Source organism: Bacteroides sp. BFG-637 (assembly GCF_024793605.1).
Classification (GTDB): Bacteria; Bacteroidota; Bacteroidia; order Bacteroidales; family Bacteroidaceae; genus Bacteroides; species Bacteroides vicugnae.
In genome coordinates, this window is sequence record NZ_JANUPD010000002.1 from 5,416,828 (window position 1) to 5,438,140 (window position 21,313).

Annotated in this window: 16 protein-coding genes and 2 pseudogenes; 16 read left to right on the top strand and 2 right to left on the bottom strand. The window is 40.5% G+C overall.

Going from position 1 to position 21,313, the window contains the following annotated elements:
* Nucleotides 1-21 precede the first annotated feature (21 nt).
* The 6 genes and pseudogenes from NXX38_RS21295 (at nt 22) to NXX38_RS21320 (ending at nt 7,022) form a co-directional block, all read left to right on the top strand.
* Complete coding sequence (locus tag NXX38_RS21295; RefSeq protein ID WP_004300111.1) at nt 22-1,062, top strand: asparaginase; 1,041 nt, start codon at nt 22-24, stop codon at nt 1,060-1,062.
* 241 nt (nt 1,063-1,303) lie between these two features.
* Nucleotides 1,304-3,689, top strand: a pseudogene (locus NXX38_RS21300) (LruC domain-containing protein).
* A gap of 234 nt (nt 3,690-3,923) precedes the next feature.
* On the top strand, nt 3,924-4,289 hold the full coding sequence (locus NXX38_RS21305; protein ID WP_004300114.1) for a PleD family two-component system response regulator: 366 nt from the start codon (nt 3,924-3,926) through the stop codon (nt 4,287-4,289).
* A 17-nt stretch (nt 4,290-4,306) separates the two neighbouring features.
* Nucleotides 4,307-5,464 (top strand): sugar transferase, encoded by a 1,158-nt coding sequence (locus NXX38_RS21310; RefSeq protein WP_258981053.1) that lies wholly within the window; start codon nt 4,307-4,309, stop codon nt 5,462-5,464.
* An 11-nt stretch (nt 5,465-5,475) separates the two neighbouring features.
* Nucleotides 5,476-6,423: a glycosyltransferase family 2 protein gene (locus tag NXX38_RS21315; protein WP_217722513.1), complete on the top strand. Its 948-nt coding sequence runs from the start codon at nt 5,476-5,478 to the stop codon at nt 6,421-6,423.
* Complete coding sequence (locus tag NXX38_RS21320) at nt 6,375-7,022, top strand: DapH/DapD/GlmU-related protein (RefSeq protein WP_234133666.1); 648 nt, start codon at nt 6,375-6,377, stop codon at nt 7,020-7,022. Before NXX38_RS21315 ends, NXX38_RS21320 begins: the two co-directional genes overlap by 49 nt.
* Nucleotides 7,023-7,770: 748 nt before the next feature.
* Here the strand turns inward: NXX38_RS21320 and NXX38_RS21325 are convergent.
* Nucleotides 7,771-8,382 carry a LuxR C-terminal-related transcriptional regulator gene (locus NXX38_RS21325; protein ID WP_074559659.1) on the bottom strand — a complete coding sequence of 204 codons (612 nt, stop codon included), beginning with the start codon at nt 8,380-8,382 and terminating at the stop codon, nt 7,771-7,773.
* Entirely contained in the window at nt 8,372-9,076 is a 705-nt protein-coding gene (locus tag NXX38_RS21330) for a hemerythrin domain-containing protein (protein WP_148367667.1), read from the bottom strand. The genes NXX38_RS21325 and NXX38_RS21330 overlap by 11 nt, the downstream gene beginning before the upstream one ends.
* A 208-nt stretch (nt 9,077-9,284) precedes the next feature.
* Here NXX38_RS21330 and NXX38_RS21335 point away from each other — a divergent pair, with 208 nt between their 5' ends.
* From NXX38_RS21335 to ccsA, 10 genes and pseudogenes are all read left to right on the top strand, one after another.
* Nucleotides 9,285-10,460, top strand: a complete 1,176-nt coding sequence (locus NXX38_RS21335; protein ID WP_234133665.1) for a phosphoribosylaminoimidazolecarboxamide formyltransferase — start codon at nt 9,285-9,287, stop codon at nt 10,458-10,460.
* 135 nt (nt 10,461-10,595) lie between these two features.
* Nucleotides 10,596-11,102, top strand: a complete 507-nt coding sequence (gene fldA, locus NXX38_RS21340) for a flavodoxin FldA (protein ID WP_004311873.1) — start codon at nt 10,596-10,598, stop codon at nt 11,100-11,102.
* Nucleotides 11,103-11,135: 33 nt separating this feature from the next.
* Nucleotides 11,136-11,498, top strand: a complete 363-nt coding sequence (locus tag NXX38_RS21345; protein WP_148367644.1) for a DUF2023 family protein — start codon at nt 11,136-11,138, stop codon at nt 11,496-11,498.
* A gap of 435 nt (nt 11,499-11,933) precedes the next feature.
* A complete protein-coding gene (locus tag NXX38_RS21350) occupies nt 11,934-13,238 on the top strand; it encodes a hypothetical protein (RefSeq protein WP_148367643.1) in 1,305 nt (434 codons plus the stop codon).
* Nucleotides 13,239-13,263: 25 nt separating this feature from the next.
* Nucleotides 13,264-14,439: an imelysin family protein gene (locus NXX38_RS21355; protein ID WP_148367642.1), complete on the top strand. Its 1,176-nt coding sequence runs from the start codon at nt 13,264-13,266 to the stop codon at nt 14,437-14,439.
* Nucleotides 14,440-14,451: 12 nt separating this feature from the next.
* Nucleotides 14,452-15,918, top strand: coding sequence for a di-heme oxidoredictase family protein (locus NXX38_RS21360; RefSeq protein WP_370540847.1), 1,467 nt, complete (start codon nt 14,452-14,454; stop codon nt 15,916-15,918).
* A gap of 17 nt (nt 15,919-15,935) precedes the next feature.
* Complete coding sequence (locus tag NXX38_RS21365) at nt 15,936-17,171, top strand: porin (RefSeq protein ID WP_148367641.1); 1,236 nt, start codon at nt 15,936-15,938, stop codon at nt 17,169-17,171.
* Nucleotides 17,172-17,194: 23 nt separating this feature from the next.
* Complete coding sequence (locus NXX38_RS21370; protein ID WP_258981057.1) at nt 17,195-17,902, top strand: hypothetical protein; 708 nt, start codon at nt 17,195-17,197, stop codon at nt 17,900-17,902.
* Between the two features lie 20 nt (nt 17,903-17,922).
* A complete protein-coding gene (locus tag NXX38_RS21375; RefSeq protein WP_234133664.1) occupies nt 17,923-19,077 on the top strand; it encodes a Rid family hydrolase in 1,155 nt (384 codons plus the stop codon).
* Nucleotides 19,078-19,098: 21 nt separating this feature from the next.
* Nucleotides 19,099-21,197, top strand: a pseudogene (gene ccsA, locus NXX38_RS21380) (cytochrome c biogenesis protein CcsA).
* The last annotated feature ends 116 nt before the right edge of the window (nt 21,198-21,313 follow it).

The following is a 21,313-nucleotide window of genomic DNA, read 5'->3' on the forward strand; positions in this document are numbered from 1 at the left end:
TTTAACAGTAATTCAACAATTATGAGAGCAGAAACCCCTTCCGTTTTGTTAATTTACACGGGTGGAACTATCGGAATGATAGAGAATCCGGAAACAGGCGCTTTAGAAAACTTCAACTTCGATCATTTGCTTAAACATGTGCCCGAGCTAAAAAGATTCAACTATCGCATCTCTTCCTACCAGTTCGATCCCCCTCTCGACTCTTCGGACATGGAACCTGCTTACTGGGCAAAACTGGTAAAGATCATCAATTACAATTATGATTATTTCGATGGTTTCGTCATCCTTCATGGAACAGACACAATGGCTTACACTGCCTCTGCACTAAGTTTCATGCTCGAAAATCTAAGTAAACCTGTCATCCTCACAGGTTCCCAGCTCCCGATCGGGACTTTGCGCACAGACGGAAAGGAAAACCTCATCACAGCCATCGAAATTGCTGCAGCTAAAAACCCGGATGGTACAGCCATCGTTCCTGAAGTTTGTATTTTCTTTGAGAATCATTTAATGCGCGGTAACCGTACCACCAAAATCAATGCGGAGAATTTCAACGCTTTCCGATCTTTCAATTATCCGCCATTGGCACGGGTAGGTATCCACATTAAATATGAACCTAATCTCATTCGGAAACCAGACCCGACAAAACCGTTAAAACCACATTATCTGTTCGACACCAATGTGGTTATTCTAACGCTTTTTCCGGGCATTCAAGAGAGTATCGTGACTTCTCTGCTTCATGTTCCGGGATTGAAAGCGGTTGTCATGAAAACCTTCGGTTCGGGAAATGCTCCGCAAAAAGAATGGTTCATCCGCCAACTAAAGGAAGCTACCGATCGTGGAATTATCATTGTCAACATTACACAATGTGCCTCCGGAGCAGTAGAAATGGGACGTTACGAAACAGGAATGCATCTTCTGGAAGCAGGTGTAATCAGTGGATATGACAGTACTCCCGAATGTGCCATAACAAAGCTCATGTTTTTATTGGGACATGGATTACCCAACAAGGATATCCGATATAAAATGAACTCCTGCTTAATAGGAGAGATCACCAAGTCTTAAGTTAAATCCATCTATTATAACCCCTTGATTTTCATTTTAAACAGTTGTATAAAAGTGAAAATCAAGGGCATTCTTTTCATCATCATCAAGGCCGAATCAAACCTAAAAGAGCCAAAGAAGAACCAAAACGGAAATATAGTTGTTTTCACTCTATAAAATAACAGAAAAAACATTTCCAATAAAAGATATGCAGTTATTTTTGTAATGGATTTGGTTACAAACAATCAAGCAATAATACATTATGATGAAGAAAACAATTCAATTTGTACCTATCATTGCAATAGCAATGGCAGGTACTATGTCTAGTTGTGTTGACTCTGGAAAGGATCTCTATGATCCGTCTTACGAAACACCTAACCCGATGGGAGATGGCTTTGCTGCTCCCGATGATATCGATTGGAGCATGATAACCACTAAAAATGTCTCGGTCGAAGTGAAAGATGAAGAAGGAGGGTTATTTGCTTATTTAGTTGAAATATATGCAGATGATCCCTTAACTAACGAAAATGCCTCCGTACTAGCTACAAGAACAGCTAATAAAGAAAACAACTTTAAAGTTACAGCCGCTATCAGTCTGCTGCCAACTCAAAAGGGTATTTATGTGAAGCAAACCGACCCTAGAGGACGTGAACAGGTATATCAGTTCGATGTGCCGGAAAACAGCGATAACATGATCTGTAAACTCTATTATGCAGGATCCACTGCACAAAATAGGGCGTTGATGAGTCGTGCCGCTGCTACAAGAGGCTTTTCATTTGAAAAGCCTGATTACTATTCCATACCTGCTAATGCAAAAGAAGTGACTGAAATGTCAGGAACCACTTTGCAGCGTGATGCTTCTTACAAAATCACCTCTGACTATACCGGCACATTCAAGTTTGACGGTTATGATGGTGAGATTGCAACCAAAGTTTATGTAGATGCCAAATGGACGATTCCCGCAACATTCCAATTCCAAAACGGAATTGAAATCATTGTGATGAATAATGCTAAAATTGAAGCATCAGGAACCATGACGTTCATTAGAAACTCCATGTTGACCATTATGGAAAAGGGAGAAGTAAATGCAGAGGATATATCATTCACTAATGGAGCGCCTGCCGCATTAAGAAACTGGGGCACACTGACTGTAGTAAACACAATGACGCTACATTCCGGTGCAACACTCTACAACAAAGGAACCATAGCCAGCAAGAATATCTCAATCAATTCCAATACGAAAATTGTGAATGACAATAAAATCAGTTTGGAAGGAGAATTAAATCTGCCGTCTAATTTCTCATTGGAAAATAACGGAGAGATTTATGGAGAGAAATTAATTGCAAATTCCGACGCTGTTGCTACTAACAACAACATCATGAAGTTTACAACCATCAGTCTTACCAATACGACTGTCAATAACGCTTGTAGCATGGAAGCAACTACACTCTTTCTATGCCAACGGAGCGACGTTTAACTTTACTCAAGGATATTTGAAAGCTCCTAAAATGGAGTTTGTTAATGGAACAGTAAATTTAAGTGATGGTTCTATGCTGGATGCTACGACAAGTATCAGCATACCTCCCGGTTATGCCAAGTTTTATGGAAAAGGCGAAAATACTTCTATGATCAAATCACCGGTTATCACCGGACAAGGTTTCACGTATGATGGAAATTTGGTTATTGAATGTGATAACCACGTTAAAAAGGAACAATGGTGGGAGAACTTCCATGTATTGAATGGCGCATACTTTACCAAAATGGGAGAATCCAAAGTTGCGATAGAAGTCTGTACAGGTACCAAGAATAATGGTAATGAAGGAGGAGATCCTGAAGATCCTAAGTTCCCGATCATCATGGATGATAATCGTAATTATGCTTATCTGTTTGAAGACCAATGGCCTTTATATGGGGATTACGATATGAACGACCTTGTTCTGATTGTCAAGGAAAGAAAGATCTCTATCAACAAGAGCAATAAAGCAGAAGAGTTCACGTTAAGTCTTGATTTATCGGCTACCGGAGCTACCAAGAGTATTGGAGCTGCTATCATGCTGGACGGTGTTCCTGCCAGCACCATTACGCAGCCGGTGGAATTCAGTGATAACTCTCTTTTTAAAGGTTTCAATGTGAATAGTAATCTGATTGAGAATGGACAGGACTATGCGGTTATTCCATTATTTGACGATGCTCACAAAGCTTTGGGAAGAGACCGTTACGAACAGATTAACACGATTGCAGGCCACTCTGCTAATACGAGTCCTAAAAATATCAGCTTCACTATAAAGTTCAACAATCCTATCTCTGTGGATGAACTTAATATCAACAAACTGAATGTTTTCATCTTCGTAGAAGGAAACAGGAACCAGCGTAAGGAGATTCATATTGTCGGCTATCAGCCAACTAAGTTGGCAAATACCGATTTGTTCGGAGGAAACAACGACGATAGCTCTACTTCCCGCAAGAGATATTATATCAGCAAAGATAACCTGGCATGGGGAATCATGGTTCCGACAGACTTCAAATGGCCGTTGGAATATGTGAATATCAAATCTGCTTACTCATTATTCGAAAGTTGGGTAACCAGTGGCGGTACTAAGAATGAAGAATGGTGGAAAACTTTTGATTCATCAAGAGTATATAAATAAAGCCTAACAATTAATCTTTAACACGGATTTCATAAAACAGGAATCCGTGTTTTTTCATTAAGATGCTGTAAGTTGCAATTAATAGAAAAAAAAGATATATCACGAATTTTACTCTCCAGATTGGGGATTATTCTAAAATAATATCTATATTTGCAGTGTATCACAAATATTATGTGACAACAATCTTAATCTACAAATCAAATAACAAAGCAAGCGATAGAAAGGTCTATTCGTATGAAGAAAAAAATATTACTAGTCGATGATAAATCGACAATCGGAAAAGTGGCCGGTGTGTATCTAGGAAAAGAGTATGATTTTACCTATTTGGAAGATCCCATCAAAGCAATAGAATGGCTTAATGAAGGCAATGTACCTGACCTCATTATTTCAGACATTCGTATGCCTCTCATGATGGGGGATGAATTCTTAAGATACATGAAGAACAATGAATTATTCAAGTCAATTCCTATCGTTATGTTATCCAGTGAGGAAAGTACAACGGAAAGAATCAGACTATTGGAAGAGGGAGCAGAAGACTATATCCTGAAACCATTCAACCCTTTGGAACTCAAAATCCGAATCAAAAAGATTATTGACTAATACCGGGTCTTCTACACATGCAATATTTTGTTTATATAGGCAGAGATAGCAAAACAATAGAACTACTCTCCCGACTAAGTATTGGGGTATTCTATGCTGCGCCCAACTGTAGCAAAGCTGTCAAAGTATTGGAGAAAATACGCGAAAAATACGACGCCGCTCTATTTTTCGAGCAAGTGAACATATCCAAAGATATTGCAGATATCCAATACATGCGTAAAAAGTATCCGGGGCTTTATATGGTACTCGTTATCGACTCCTTATCTAAGGAAGAAGCATCTGAATACCTTAAAGCCGGTATCAACAATACGATAAAATATGAAACAAGCCAGGAGGCTGTAAAAAATTTATCAACTTTCCTTAAACGAAGAAAAGATCAGAAAATAAAGGCACTCCAACTGAAAGCACAAAATATAAATGCTTTCCGACTGCCTTTATGGAAAAGAACTTTTGATATATTCTTTTCAGGAATGGCGATATTATGTCTTTCTCCTCTCTTAATCTTTACTGCACTAGCTATCCGGGTAGAAAGCAAGGGTCCCATTATCTACAAATCCAAACGAGTAGGGAGCAATTATCAGATATTCGACTTCCTTAAATTCCGTTCGATGTATACCGATGCCGACAAGCATTTAAAAGATTTCAATGCCCTTAACCAATACCAGCAGGAAGATGAGGATATTTGGGGAGAAGAACCGGAAGCGGAAGTGAATGAAGAAATCAATGAAGAAGAAATCCTCTTGATATCCGACGATTTCGTAATCTCCGAAGAAGACTACATTAATAAGAAGTCCAAGGAAAAAAGCAATGCTTTCGTCAAACTGGAAAATGACCCTCGAATAACTAAGATTGGACGTATTATACGTAAATATAGTATTGACGAATTACCCCAGCTTATTAATATCTTAAAAGGGGATATGTCAATAGTAGGCAACCGCCCTCTCCCACTCTATGAAGCCGAGTTACTGACAAGCGATGAACACATCGACCGTTTTATGGGTCCGGCCGGATTGACCGGTTTATGGCAGGTAGAGAAAAGAGGCGAAGCCGGTAAACTTTCTGCTGAAGAACGCAAGCAATTGGATATCACCTATGCAAAGACATTCTCTTTCTGGTTGGATATAAAGATTATTCTGAAAACAGTTACTGCATTCATTCAAAAAGAGAATGTATAATCTCCTTCCAGATGATAGACTCTTATATCTACATAATAGATGATCTGGTATTCTTCTGTACAGGACTTTTGCTCCTATACCTCTTTGTGATGGCCATAGCCTCACATTGCAAACATATCATCTACCCGAAAGCTCAAAAAGAATATGGTTGCGCCATTCTCGTTCCGGAGGGAAGTATTCTTCCGGACATGTATAAAGAAGAGGCGTACGAGTTTATCACATACAGCAATCTGCATCAGACAATCAACAGTTTAGATCAGGAACGATACGCCCTGGTTCTCTTCCTGTCCAATACAGCATGCGCTTTATCTCCGCAATTCCTGAATAAGATATATAATGCCTATGATGCCGGTGTACAAGCCATCCAACTACATACGGTAGTAGAAAACCGCAAAGGCATCCGTAATCGCTTCCGAGCCATACGTGAGGAAATAAAAAACAGCCTCTGCAGAGCCGGCAATACACAATTCGGACTGTCATCCAATTTATTGGGGACTAATATGGCAATCGACCTAAAATGGCTGCAAAAGAACATGAAAAGTTCTAAGACTAATATTGAACGAAAATTATTCCGACAGAATATATACATTGACTACTTGCCGGATGTGATCGTTTATTGCCAGTCTGCGCCCGTCTGTCCTTACCGGAAACGTATTCGAAAAACAACTTCCTACTTACTCCCTTCCATATTTGAAGGAAACTGGAGTTTCTGCAACCGGATCGTACAACAATTAACGCCTTCTCCGCTTACATTATGTATCTTCGTAAGTATCTGGGCTTCGTTGATTACCGTATATAATTGGACCTTATCATTCGGATGGTGGATTGCACTTTTCGGTCTATTAATCACTTATAGCCTGGCAATTCCTGATTATCTGGTAGAGGACAAAAAGAAGAAAAAACATTCAATATGGAGAAGAAAACACTTAAACAGCGAATTAAAGAAAACCCCGGCTTAAAACAAGCTGCACATCGTTTTATCATGCATCCCGTTAAAACTCGCCCTAATTGGTGGATACGGCTCTTCGATTTCATATACCTGAAACGCGGAAAGGGCTCTGTCATCTATCGGAGTGTACGCAAAGACCTCCCTCCTTTCAACCGGTTCTCTTTGGGTAGATATTCTGTTGTCGAAGACTTCTCCTGTCTGAATAATGCAGTTGGCAACTTAACAATAGGAGATTACACACGCATCGGATTGAGAAACACAATCATAGGTCCGGTTAATATTGGCGATCATGTCAACCTGGCACAGAATGTAACGGTCACAGGGCTCAACCATAATTATCAGGATGCAGAAAAGATGATTGACGAACAAGGCGTCAGCACACTGCCCGTTGTCATCGAAGATGATGTATGGGTAGGCGCCAATTCAGTCATTCTACCGGGAGTAACTTTAGGGAAACATTGTGTAGTGGCTGCCGGAAGTGTAGTCAGCCATTCCGTCCCACCCTATTCAATATGTGCCGGATGCCCTGCAAGAATCATAAAAACATACGATTTCGAGACTAAAGAGTGGAAAAAAGTAGAGAAAACACCTGCTACTAACCATAAATAGTGAGAATAGCTACAGAATATACCTCATAAAGGTGATTGTGACACATTCTGAAACGCATTATCTTTGCAGTATCAGAATTGAATTAATTAGTCATAATTTTATTACGTAGCCACATTTAAGTAAAAAATGAAATAGAGTCCCGCCGAAGCGATTTCGTCGGGATTTTGTTTTTTATTACCCTCCTAACCTGCAAGATCAAGCAACCATATTCATCGATAAGTTTTCGTCCACAAAATAGTGACGCTATCCGGCAAGGATAGTGACGGGATATGTATGGGATAGTAACGGTATCATTGTCATATACCGTCACTATTTTTTTACGCTCACAGGGATTCTTAAACCCACTATATAATCTAGACTAATAATAATGCTCTCTGTTTAACCCATAACAATACGACCGACTTAAATCCCATATAATAAAAAAACGAGCTAATTCTTTTTATAGAACCACTCGCCACTGCATCAGAAAAGCCTAAAGGCTTTTCTATAGTACCTCAAATTTCCTGAAAACCAATTTTCTTTTTACCTAAAAACGTCTTACCTATTGTTATCCTTTTACCTTCTATTAAAAACTTATCCTATTGAACTAAACTAAAAAACTTTTATACCTTAAAACTATCTAATCTAATACCTTATTTAATATTTTCTTTTACCTTATAAACTAACAGCAATTTCTCAACTGCTTTGCAAAGGTACGAATATTTTTCGTGTGCGCAAACGGTTTTATATTTTATAACACTTCCGCAGGCTATAAATCTTTCACATCGCTCAACGCAACCAACTTATTTACAATAGCATAGATAGTCAAACCGGCAGCACTATGTATTTGCAATTTTTTGCTAATATTTCTCCGATGTGTAATCACCGTATGAATCGACAAAAATAGCTTTTCCGCTATTTCCTTATTTGTCATTCCCTTCACCACACAGATGACGATCTCCTTTTCCCGCTGGCTAAGCGTGTCCTGATTATCCATCTCTTCTTCCTCGGAAACCACATTCAGTAAACCTGCAATTTTCTTAGAAAGAGTTTCCAAATCATCGAATATTGAAATAGACTCATCATACTTACCCAATAATGAAGCATCTACAAAAGAAGTAACCAAAGCTATTAAACGTATTCTTTTACCGGATATTTCATCTCGAAACTTAGCTACATCAAAGTAATCACCAAAAGTAGGATTGACAATCAACATCTCCGGACATTGCGTCCGGACGCAATCGTGCAAAGCTTCAACAGACAACAATTCTATTGGTTGCACTTTTACGTTAGAAAGACGCTTCAATGCAGCAGTCAATCCACCACGAATAATTACAGAAGTCTCTGCAATAGCTATTCGAACGACTTCGTTATTTTTCATTTTCCCTAATCCTCCTTTCCAAATTCAGAATAGCAGGAACAAAAATATAGTCCTCAACCTTGCAATGAGATTCCAGTCCGGCTTCGCAAGCATATATGTCGAAAAGAGCCGCGTTCAGAAGATTCTCATTTGCTTTGGCAGGGCAATATTTAATAATGATATTTTTCAGTTCTGTCAATTTCTCCCCTACCTGATCGTGATGCTTGGAAAACGTACTGATCTGATAGTTTTTGGGAGCAACTCCTTTAATCAATGAATCGACATACTTAAATACGGTTTTCTCTTCATAATCCATGTGTTTACGCACCTCTCGTGTATATTCATCGAAAAACTTAAGGATGAGAAAAGCAACATCGTCTTGCGAACAGTCGATTGCCTCGATCAGTTTACGACGAATAGCAGGAAGAGAAAAATCCAGAAAATAAATATGTGCCTGCCGCAGATAATCAATCAATGCAGGTATGGAAATATCATCTTTATCTCCATCGAGCCGGGAAAAGCCTTCAGCCATAAAGTTGACTACAATCAGAAAGGTCCGGCAGTCTACTCCATTCAGTTCACAAACCTCCTTGACTGTCTTGTCACCGAACCCCAACGAAAGCCCAAAACGACTCATCACTTGCAACAAAGAATAATTATCGCTGATGAGATCGATCATCTTATCAGTTGACTTATATTTTTGTAAATTATCCATCATACCTATTTATATTAGAGACTGCAAAGGAACGGAATATTTTGCTGAAATGCAATCATCATTTATAGGTATTTTAATTCGCCGGAAATAGCCAAATACTAATTATATGCTACTATTTTGTGGCGCAACTTTAGGCAAGCTAGTCTTTTTTTAGTAATTTTGTCGCTATCAATTTGTAATTAGTAACTCGTAATTTGTAATTAATAAAATGGCAAACGAACTCGAACTGAAATACGGCTGCAACCCTAATCAAAAGCCTGCCCGTATCTTCATGAAAGAAGGCGAACTCCCCATCGAAGTATTGAATGGACGTCCCGGTTATATCAATCTATTGGATGCATTCAACAGTTGGCAACTAGTGAAAGAACTGAAAGAAGCTACCGGACTGCCGGCCGCCGCTTCTTTTAAACATGTCAGCCCTGCAGGTGCTGCTGTTGCGGTAGAAATGAGTGACACGCTGAAGAAGATTTATTTTGTCGATGACATGAAACTATCTCCATTGGCTACAGCATACGCCCGTGCACGTGGAGCAGACCGTATGTCGTCTTACGGAGACTTTATCGCATTGTCCGACACTTGCGACGAAGAAACAGCACGCATCATCAACCGTGAAGTATCCGACGGCGTCATTGCTCCTGACTATACTCCCGAAGCACTGGAGATTCTAAAGAATAAAAGAAAAGGAACCTATAATGTAATAAAGATAAATCCTGCATACCGCCCGGCTCCTATCGAACATAAAGATGTATTCGGAGTAACTTTCGAACAAGGAAGAAACGAATTGAAGATCGATGAAAGTCTTTTGAAAGAGATGCCTACGCAGAACAAGAAAATCCCGGCTGATGCAAAACGCGACTTAATCATTGCCTTAATCACTTTAAAATATACACAATCCAATTCTGTATGTTATGCCAAAGACGGACAGGCAATCGGTATTGGCGCAGGCCAACAGTCACGTATCCACTGTACGCGCTTGGCAGGAAATAAAGCAGATATCTGGTATTTACGCCAACACCCGAAAGTGATGAACTTGCCATGGATTGAGAAAATCCGTCGTGCAGACCGTGACAATACAATTGACGTTTACATCTCGGAAGATTATGACGACGTACTGGCAGACGGCATCTGGCAACAGTTCTTCACCGAAAAGCCGGAAATACTGACACGCGAAGAAAAACGGGCATGGTTGGATACGATGACAGGCGTAGCTTTAGGATCGGATGCATTCTTCCCATTCGGAGATAATATAGAACGCGCACACAAGAGTGGCGTCAGCTATATTGCACAACCGGGCGGATCAGTACGTGACGATCATGTGATTGGAACTTGCGACAAATACAATATGGCAATGGCATTTACAGGCATCCGCTTGTTCCACCATTAAAAAGATCGACCATTTTTTATTCCATATATCCCCATTTATAATGAGAAGGAGACAAATCTTCCATTATAAATGGGGATTTCCTATTTCTTTAAGACCCTCTATCTTTGCAGCGTTACATTTAAAAACGAATCAAAGATGAATAAAATTGGTGTATTTTATGGTTCCACAACCGGAACAACAGAAGACCTTGCCCGTCGAATTGCAGAGAAATTAGATGTACCATCGGCAGATGTATTTGATGTATCCAAGCTAACAGAGGCATTAGTCAATGAATATGACGTATTGGTGCTCGGCTCTTCCACATGGGGAGCAGGCGAACTTCAAGACGACTGGTACGATGGAGTAAAAGTTTTAAAGAAGTGTGATTTATCCCACAAATCTGTAGCCCTATTCGGTTGCGGCGACTCTGACTCATATAGCGACACATTCTGTGACGCAATAGGTATTCTTTATGAAGACCTAAAAGATACCCACTGTAAATTCTGTGGAGCAACAGATACTGCAGGCTATACCTTCGATTCTTCCATTGCCGTCGTAGACGGTAAGTTTGTAGGTCTTCCACTTGACGAAGTCAACGAAGATAGCAAAACAGACGAACGTATCAGCGCATGGGCTGAACAAGTGAAACAAGAAATTAGCTAATTTTACCTTACCATAAAAAGAATACTTTGCATCATGGCAACTGAAAGAATCATCCCCGGCGAAATCCGGATTTTTCTTAATCATATTTATGAGTTTAAGAAAGGCGTACGCAACATGGTACTTTACACAATGAGTAAAGAGCACGAAGAGTTTGCCATCCGCCGATTGAAAAATCAAAAGATCAGTTATATGATACAGGAAGTAGGAACCAATAAAATCAACCTGTTTTTTGGAAAGGCAGAATGTATGGAAGCCATGCGGCACATCATCATCCGTCCTTTAAACCAACTGACTGCCGAAGAAGATTTTATTTTAGGAGCCATGCTGGGATATGACCTTTGCCAGCAATGCAAACGATATTGCAGTAAAAAAGAAGGTATAAAGATAGCAGTTTAAGCGATAACCTTAGCATAAGTTTAGCTTTGTTTGTATGTAGTTTATCTGAGTTGAATCGTTTCTGAAAAGGCTGTTTCTTGATGGTAGAGATACTCAAGGGAACTGGCTGTAAAAGAAACGATTCGCTCAATTACAAACAAAAGCCACACCACACTGCCCATACATTGGCAGCATTTTCTATTTGTCCATGACAGCCGACAGATACTAATCCGACTAATCTCACATGTTAGAACAAACAAAGGTGTATTTCAGTAAATTTCATCATACTGTAATACACCTTTATTTGTTTTATTTCGTTACATATATCCTTATATTCACTCATTAGTTTTAAATTACCTACATATACTGAATTTAAGAAATAACTATGCCTACTATTGGGTATTGCGGTTATTTTTAACCTCACATAACTTTGCAGTCGAAAAAATTATAAAAAAGATGAGAAAATTAACTGCAATCATTATTCTTTGTTTCCTGTCATCTTACCGTACACTTTCAGCACAGGAAACAGAAGAGAAGTCTAAAGACAGTAAAACTTCTTCCACAGAAGAATATACTAAATTTCGTTTCGGAGGATATGGAGAAATGGCAGCAAGCTATAAAGATTATAATTTTAATCGTTTCACTCCAAATGGTTCCGGTAAACTAAATCGTGGAGAGATTTCCATTCCACGTTTTGTATTAGCCTTCGATTATAAATTCTCTTCCAAATGGGTGTTGAGCACCGAAATCGAATTTGAATATGGAGGCACGGGAGTAGCTCGTGAAATAGAATGGTTTGAAGAGAATGGCGAGTATGAAACAGAGATTGAAAAAGGTGGTGAAGTAGCTTTGGAACAATTTCATATCACCCGCCTCATTAATAAACACATCAATCTGCGTTTCGGACATATGATTGTACCGGTAGGATTGACAAATAACCACCATGAGCCAATCAATTTCTTTGGAGTCTACCGTCCGGAAGGTGAAACAACCATATTACCTTCAACATGGCATGAAACAGGTATTGCCGTATTTGGCGAGATAGGACGATTTGATTACGAACTTCAATTAGTCAATGGTCTTGATCCACAAGGCTTTCGCAGTGAAGACTGGATAAAAAACGGTAGACAAGGAGCCTTCGAAGTAAACAATTTTACCAGCCCGGCTTTTGTAGCCCGTGTTAACTACCATGGAGTGAAAGGATTAAGAGTAGGTGCTTCTTTCTATTACAACCAGACTGCAAAGAATGGAACTAAACCTTGGAGAAATACAGGTTATAAATTCCCGGTAACTATTGTAACCGGTGATTTACAATACAAAGGCTTTAATAACAATCTGATTGTACGCGGAAATGCCGTTTATGGAAATTTAGGGGCAAGCGGAGCCTTAACTACAATCAATAACAGTTCTTCAGCTGCTTCCGGTTACCCTAATACAACAGTAGCACAGAATGCAGTCAGTTATGGAGGCGAAGCAGGATATAATATAAGTTCTTTCTTTAACTCAAAAGCTCCCCGTATCTATCCTTTTATTCGTTATGAATATTACAATCCGATGGAAAAGACAGAAGCTAACACAGGTTTGTTGGCCGACAAACGTTTTCAGGTATCAGCCGTAACAGCAGGATTGAATTACTACGCTCTACCCAATCTAGTGATTAAAGCAGACTACACTCACCGCTCCATAGGAGGTGGAAAATATAACGACGAAAACTTAGTCTCTGTAGGCATAGCCTATATTGGTTGGTTTATCAAGAAATAAATATAACTTTTTAATAACAACAAAAATGAAAACATGGAAATTTTTGCCTATAATGGCAATAGGGGTATGTATGGCAATGACCTCTTGTAGTGAAGATTCTAAAAAAGAAGATGTTTCACCAAATCCATTTGCGGGTTTTAATACCCCGGACAGTGGCACTGCAACAGATGATGAATTAAAAGCTGCGGTTGCAACGTATGTAGATGATGTAGTGATTCCTACTTATGAAGATATGTACAATAAAGTAACCGCATTAAACACGGCAGTACAAAAGTTATCAACGTCCTCCAGTGATAATGATGTAGCCAATGCAGCAGACGCCTGGGTTGCAGCACGTAAACCTTGGGAAAAAAGTGAGGCCTTTTTATATGGTCCTGCAGATTTGAATAAGCTCGATCCTAGTCTGGATAGCTGGCCTTTAGATAAAGGAGGTATTGATGCAATTCTACAGTCTGGGAATTGGGAAGATGCTGTTGGAGGCGATGTAAACGATGATGATGACGCACCAGCTGATGCACCACAGAACTTGCGTGGTTTCCATACAGCCGAATATTTATTGTTTGAAGACGGTGAAGCAAAAAAAATCACAGACCTGGATGCTAATAAAATAGGATACCTCAAGGCTGTTGTCGGACGTATGTCAAAAGACACAGAGCTTTTGTTAAAAGGTTGGACAGAAGGTAAAAATCTGGAGAACGGTGCCTATAAAGATGCAATGAAAGCACCTAACGGAACTTACTCTATAAGCAATATCAAACAATCTGTTGCAATGATACTAAACTCTGACAATGGTGCAGAAGGAATTGCCAATGAAGTAGGTGCAACGAAAATCGGAGATCCGGTAGATAAGTGGAACAGCGGAGATAAAGAAGGTGGTGTATTAGCCGTAGAATCCTGGTATAGCTGGAACTCTTTAGATGATTATACAGATAACATTTACAGCATCCGTAATGCTTACTATGGTAGTTTAGACGGAACTGTTGCCAGTGCAAGTCTGTGCTCTATCATGAAAAAAGTGAATCCGACATTGAATGACATGGTTGTTAAGCAGATTCAGGAAACAATCACAGCAATCAATGATATACCTCACCCATTCCGTAACAATTTAGGTGCTACTACTGAAGTTAAGAATGCTCAAAACCAATGCGTCTTTTTATGTAGCGGTCTGGCTTTAGTCCGCGCAAAATTAGCAGGAGAATAAACAATACTAATTATGATGACTAAGCTCTTTCTTTTAGGAAAGCCGGTTATCAAAGCATTACGAGGAGGATTCCCAAGGCGATTGGGAAGAATCCTCTTTGTTGCGATAAATATAGGCTTCCTACAAAGTTGTGATCATGATGCTTTTGACGGCATTATTTATAAGCCAAACGGAGAAATAGCGAAACCGGAGGAATTATCAGCCGGCATTTCCACTATCTTTTCTACCGTAAGTGGCGCTTACGACACCAATGCAGATTGGGTCACCGGTGAATTATTAACACGCTTCAATCGTGGCGATGGTTTGTATGATAATTCTCGTGGAGTAGGTACAGGCAGTGGTAATGGATTAGGTCCCATTTTTGGAGGTTATTCCTGCGGAGCTTGCCATAGAAACACAGGACGTACGACTCCTGCATGGGTGACGGGTGGTTCCGGTGCAGGCTTTTCATCTATGCTGGTTTATATTACACGCAAAACCGGAGGATACTTCCCCGAATATGGCCGTGTATTACATGATCAGTCCATTTATGGTGTAAAAGCCGAAGGTAAAATAAAGATAACCACTACTACCGAAAAGTTCAAATTTCCCGATGGAGAAGAATATGAATTGATAACTCCTCATTATGAAATAACAGATTGGTATGATTATGAAATAAAGCCCGAAGATCTGATTATTTCGGTACGTGCCCCTTTACGACATGTCGGCATGGGGCAGATGATGGCACTTAACCATGATGAACTGAAACAGTTGGCAGCTCAAAGCAACTATCCCGAATATGGCATTAGCGGACGCCTAAATTATGTGACGGAAAAAGGCAAATATGACATTGGAATATCCGGCAACAAAGCCAACCATCAGGATTTAACTGTAGAACTAGGATTCTCTTCGGACTTGGGAGTAACCAACGACCGTTTTCCACATGAAGTTGGTGAAGGACAATCACAAATGATGGGATTTGCCAACCAAGGTGTAGAGATTTCTACCCGTGACATGGAAGATGTCGATTTATACATGCAGACATTGGGAGTTCCTGCACGCCGCAATGTGGATGATGAAACCATCAAACATGGCGAGCAAATGTTCTATCAGGCAAAATGCCATTTATGCCATACCGTTACTTTACATACCCGTCCACGAGGCAGCATATTACTGAATGGAACTCAACTGCCCTGGCTGGGTAATCAGATCATTCACCCCTATTCCGACTTCTTATTACATGACATGGGGCAAGGATTGGCAGATGATTATCCGAGTGGTCTGGCACGCGGTTGTGAATGGCGTACTACTCCATTGTGGGGAATCGGCCTTCAGGAAATTGTCAACGGACATACCTATTTCCTACATGACGGACGGGCACGTAACCTGACAGAAGCGATCATGTGGCATGACGGTGAAGGAGCCGCTTCACGTTCTATTTTCTCTCACATGTCGAAAGAAGATCGCGCAGCCTTACTTACATTTTTGAACAGTTTATAATATAATCAGCAACAACAATGAAAAAAAAATTTCTAGTACTTGCGCTCACTGCATTTATGTGCAGCCACTCTTATGCTCAAGATTCAAATACAAAAGAAATCGATGATAAATATGTAGAGAATGACGTTGTTTCACTGGCGGGAAAGAAAGGTTTTTCTTTTTCTACCAAAGCCGGTGATTTTCTATTCAAACCCTATGCATTAGTTCAAACCAGCCTGTCTTTCAACCGATACGACGATCAAGGTTTGGAAAGCCTCTATGCACGCAACTGGGCAAACAGTGGTTTTGCTATTCCTAATGCCATCCTTGGATTTACAGGCAAAGCATTTGGAAAAGTCACATTCAACTTATCACTAAATGCGGCAAAAAGTGGTGCTGCCCTACTGCAACAAGCCTGGTTTGATGTAGCCCTCAAAGAATCATTCCGTATTCGTGTCGGAAAGTTTAAAACCCCGTTCATGCATGCTTACCTGACCACACTGGGCGAAACATTATTTCCTGTATTACCCACCTCTGTGGCAGGCGGTATATTGATGCCCTACGATATCAACGCTGTAAAACCAAGCATGGCTACCGGATTCGATTTAGGAGTACAGATACATGGTCTGATTAATGGAAAATGGAATTATCAGTTAGGGATTTTCAATGGTACAGGAATTGATGTCAATTCGGCAACTAAAGGAATGTGCGATGATCATAAATGGTTGCCTCAACTGCTTTACTCCGGTCGTCTGGTATATATGCCCAAAGGAGAAATGCCGTCCACACAAGGTAATCCGAACAATCTGAAAGAAGATAAAATGCAATTCGGTGTTTCTACCTCTTATAATGCCGAAGCAGAAGATCACAGTAGTAGCGATTGGCGCATAGGTGCAGAGTTTGCGATGGTAAAGAACCGCTTCTATTTTGCAGCCGAAGGTTATTTCATGAATATGCATTTTACAGAAATCATGCATAAAGACAAAGATCAGAATTATTGGGGAGCTTACGCACAAGCCGGTTATTTTGTAACTCCTAAGTTACAAGCAGCTCTCCGTTATGATCTATTTGATCGCAACGGAACAGACGAAGGCGGTTTGTTGAATATGCCCGCCATTGGAGCTAATTACTACTTTGTCGGTTCTAATCTAAAACTTCAAATGATGTACCAATATCTGGGCAGAACCGGACATGATACACAGACTGACCGTGACAACGATGGAATAGGACTATCACGCCATAGCGTTACCGCCATGTTACAATTCACTTTCTAAAGTACAGAAGGAGGAATCTGTCTATGAATAAAAGACTAAAATATTTATTTATAACCTGTACCTGCCTAAGCTTGTGTTCAGCTTGTGATGAAGGTAAAATATATCCGGACGACACGATTGACAGTGGACGTACGGCTACTGTTACCCTTCATTTCACCCATCTGGATGCCTGGCCGCAAAAAAATAGTATGTCATTAATCTCCTTAGGTGAGGACGGAGTTACTCCCATATTGGTAAAGCGTATTCTGGAACCATCCAGCGAAGCGGAAGCCGTGACTGTGACATTAAACAACTTAACCGAAAACACGCATAGTATTGCCGTAGCAGTTGTTACGTCCGGTATGTCTTTGGTACATGCCTATCAGTCATTCCCCGTTAATGCATCGGAAGAATCGTTGACTTTACCGGAGACAACAATCGAAGTGGCCTCGTTCAGCCGCATCCAGACACAAGTTTTCAATGCAAAATGTGTGATGTGTCATGGAGGAAGTACAACAACGGCCGGAGACTTGGATCTGACAGCAGCCAAAGCATACAATTCACTGATTAATGTAAAAGCTCCCCATTCCGACGAGGGAAAGAATTATGTAACTCCCGGAGATTTAAACAACAGCTATCTATTAGATGTATTAGAGCACGATAATCATATTGATATATTCAATGGATCTGAACAACGTGAAGTCCGTGCTCTAATCCGTACTTGGATAAAAGCAGGAGCCGAAAACAATTAACTTGTAACAGAAACTTTGATATGAACAGCAGAAAACAACCACCCTTAAGATCAGAAAAAACTTTAACTGAAATATTTAAATACGAAGTAGCAGACGGCGTTTCCGAATATCATTTAATGATTCACGCAACCCAGCCGAAAGATGCTTACGAGGAACAATTAAACGCCATTATAGATACATATTACCAATTACGGGAAAAAGAGTTGCAAGGTACCGTCGCCATTTTTAAACGATATTTCTTGAGCGACGCTTCCAATCAGGCAGACACCTTATTGGCACTTACAACTGAAAGTTCGGATTGCGCACTTTCTATCGTCGAACAGCCACCGTTGAACGGAACCAAAGTAGCAGTATGGATTTACCTCCAAACGAAGGTGCAAACACAAATGCTGCATAATGGTCTCTTTGAGGTTAAACATGGCCCCTACCGACATCTTTGGGGTGGTTGCTCTTTCAATCGGGCTGCCAACTCGGAATACCAGACCCGGCTACTATTAAATGACTATGTCATGCAGCTTATTGAACAAGGTTGCAAACTAGCCGCCAACTGTATCCGTACCTGGTTTTTCGTACAGAATGTGGATGTGAATTATCCCGGAGTAGTAAAGGCACGTAACGAAGTATTCGTTACTCAAAACCTGACGGAAAAGACACACTACATTTCCAGTACAGGTATCGGCGGACGTCATGCTGACCCCAAAGTTCTTGTACAAATGGACACGTATGCCGTAGACGGAATCAAACCCGAACAGATTCATTTCCTTTATGCGCCGACACACCTGAATCCCACTTATGAATACGGCGTCAGTTTCGAACGTGGAACGTATGTAGATTATGGAGATCGTCGCCAAGTATTCATCTCGGGCACAGCAAGTATTAATAATAAAGGCGAGGTGGTATGTCCGGGAGATATCCGTAAACAAACAGAACGGATGTGGGAGAATGTGGAAGCCCTACTAAAAGAAGCAGAATGTACATTTGACGATATGGGGCAAATGATTGTTTATCTGCGTGACATTGCAGATTATACCATCGTCAAAGAAATGTACGACAAACGTTTTCCTTGTACACCCAAAGTATTTGTACATGCACCGGTATGCCGACCGGGATGGTTGATCGAGATGGAATGTATGGGAGTAAAAACCTGTGAGAATAAGGAATATGCTCCCTATTAATATCATTTAAAAGATATACCGTTGAAAAGATTACTTATCATTTTATATATCTGTCTGATAGGATTACTTGCTGCAACCACTTTCATAGAGCAAGCATACGGGACAGAGTTTGTAGAAAGAAATATATATCACACAATCTGGTTTTGTTGTTTGTGGGGAGTAATTGCCGTAATAGGGTTTGTTACCCTCATCCGACGTTCCCTATGGCACCGGCTCCCTGTTTTGCTGTTTCATGGCTCCCTCCTCGTTATCTTGGTGGGGGCCATGATTACGTTTATCTATAGTGAACAAGGATATATGCATTTACGTCTGAATACAGTAAAAAGCAGCTTCCAGTCACCACAAGGCGACAAAAAGACAGACCTGCCATTTACAATGAAACTGGACAGTTTCCGGATAGAGTATTATTCGGGTACAGAAGCTCCTGCTGATTACGTCAGTTATATCAACTACTCACTTCCCGGCCAGAAAGATTCTTTGCATAACGAACGCATCTCAATGAACCGTATATTTGCCATGCAAGGATTCCGCTTTTACCAGTCATCATTTGATGAAGATGGTGAAGGAAGTTGGCTAACAGTAAACTATGATCCATGGGGTACTAGAGTAACCTATAGCGGATACATCCTACTGGGCATCTCCATGATTTTACTACTTTTCTATCGCCGGGGGGAGTTTCGTCAGTTATTAAATCATCCCTTATTGAAAAAAGGAGGATTATTCATTCTATTCCTTTTCTACCTGACAGGAACAACACAAGCGCAGGAAACGCCTCTTCGCGTATTAAACAAAATACAGGCAGACAGTCTGGCACAACAACAGGTTATCTACCATGACCGTGTAGTGCCGTTCAATACACTGGCAAGAGACTTTGTCAAGAAACTGACAGGAAAAACCTACTATAAAGGATTCACTCCCGAACAAGTAATAAGTGGCTGGATTCTTTACCCGGAATCATGGAAAAATGAACCAATGATATATATAAAAAGTCCCGAACTACACCATTTACTCGGTTTGAAAACCTCTTATGCACGCTTGACCGATTTGTTTGACGGTCCGGTCTACCGTCTTCAGAAAACTTGGCAACAAGAACAGGGAAAAGACAGCAAACTCGCCAAAGCGATCCAGGAAACAGATGAAAAAGTAGGCCTGATCCTGATGTTGGAAAAAGGAACATTCATCCATCCATTACCCACTGATGGCAGCGTGCAACCTCTCTCCGAACTGGAAGTGAAAGCAGAATTACTCTACAACCGAATTCCGTTCAGCAAGATTCTTTTTATGATAAATCTGTCATTGGGAGTGTTGTCTTTCCTGCTTCTACTTCATAACAGCCTGCAAAGAAATATCCTCTCGCCCAAAGCCAAAACGATTTCCCGCACAGCAGGAACTTTCTTTTCTGTTGCACTCTATCTTGCTTTCATATTCCATTTAGCAGGATATTGCCTGCGCTGGTACATTGGCGGTCGTATTCCACTTAGCAACGGTTACGAAACCATGCAGTTTATGGCTCTTTGTATTCTTTTGATAGCCTGTCTGCTCCATCGAAGATTCTCATTTATACTTCCATTCGGATTCCTCCTCTCCGGCTTTGCTTTGTTGGTCTCCTATCTGGGACAAATGAATCCCCAGATAACCCCATTAATGCCGGTGCTCGTCTCTCCGTGGCTAAGTATTCATGTTTCATTGATTATGATGTCTTATGCCCTATTGGCATTCATCATGCTAAACGGAATACTGGCATTATGCCTCCGAAAAAAGAATCGGAAAACAATGTCTCCGGAAACGACGCTATACAAGACAATCGGATAGAACAGTTGACGCTAGTCAGCCGTTTGCTGCTCTACCCTGCCACCTTCTTTTTAGGAGCAGGCATCTTTCTGGGAGCAGTTTGGGCAAACGTTTCCTGGGGACGATACTGGGCGTGGGACCCGAAAGAAGTATGGGCACTGATTACTTTTCTGGTATATGGAGTAGCCTTCCATTCACAAAGTCTGCGCATTTTCCACAAGCCTCTATTCTTCCATATCTATATGATTCTTGCTTTCCTGACCGTCTTAATGACCTATTTCGGGGTGAATTATGTTCTTGGAGGGATGCATAGTTATGCAAACGCCTGAACCACTATATATAGCTAGTAATTGATAGAAGAATACCCATTTTAGGGGATTGCGGGAAAAGCGGAAAGCCCCTATCTTTGCAGTATCAGAATTAAATTAATTAGTCATAATTATAT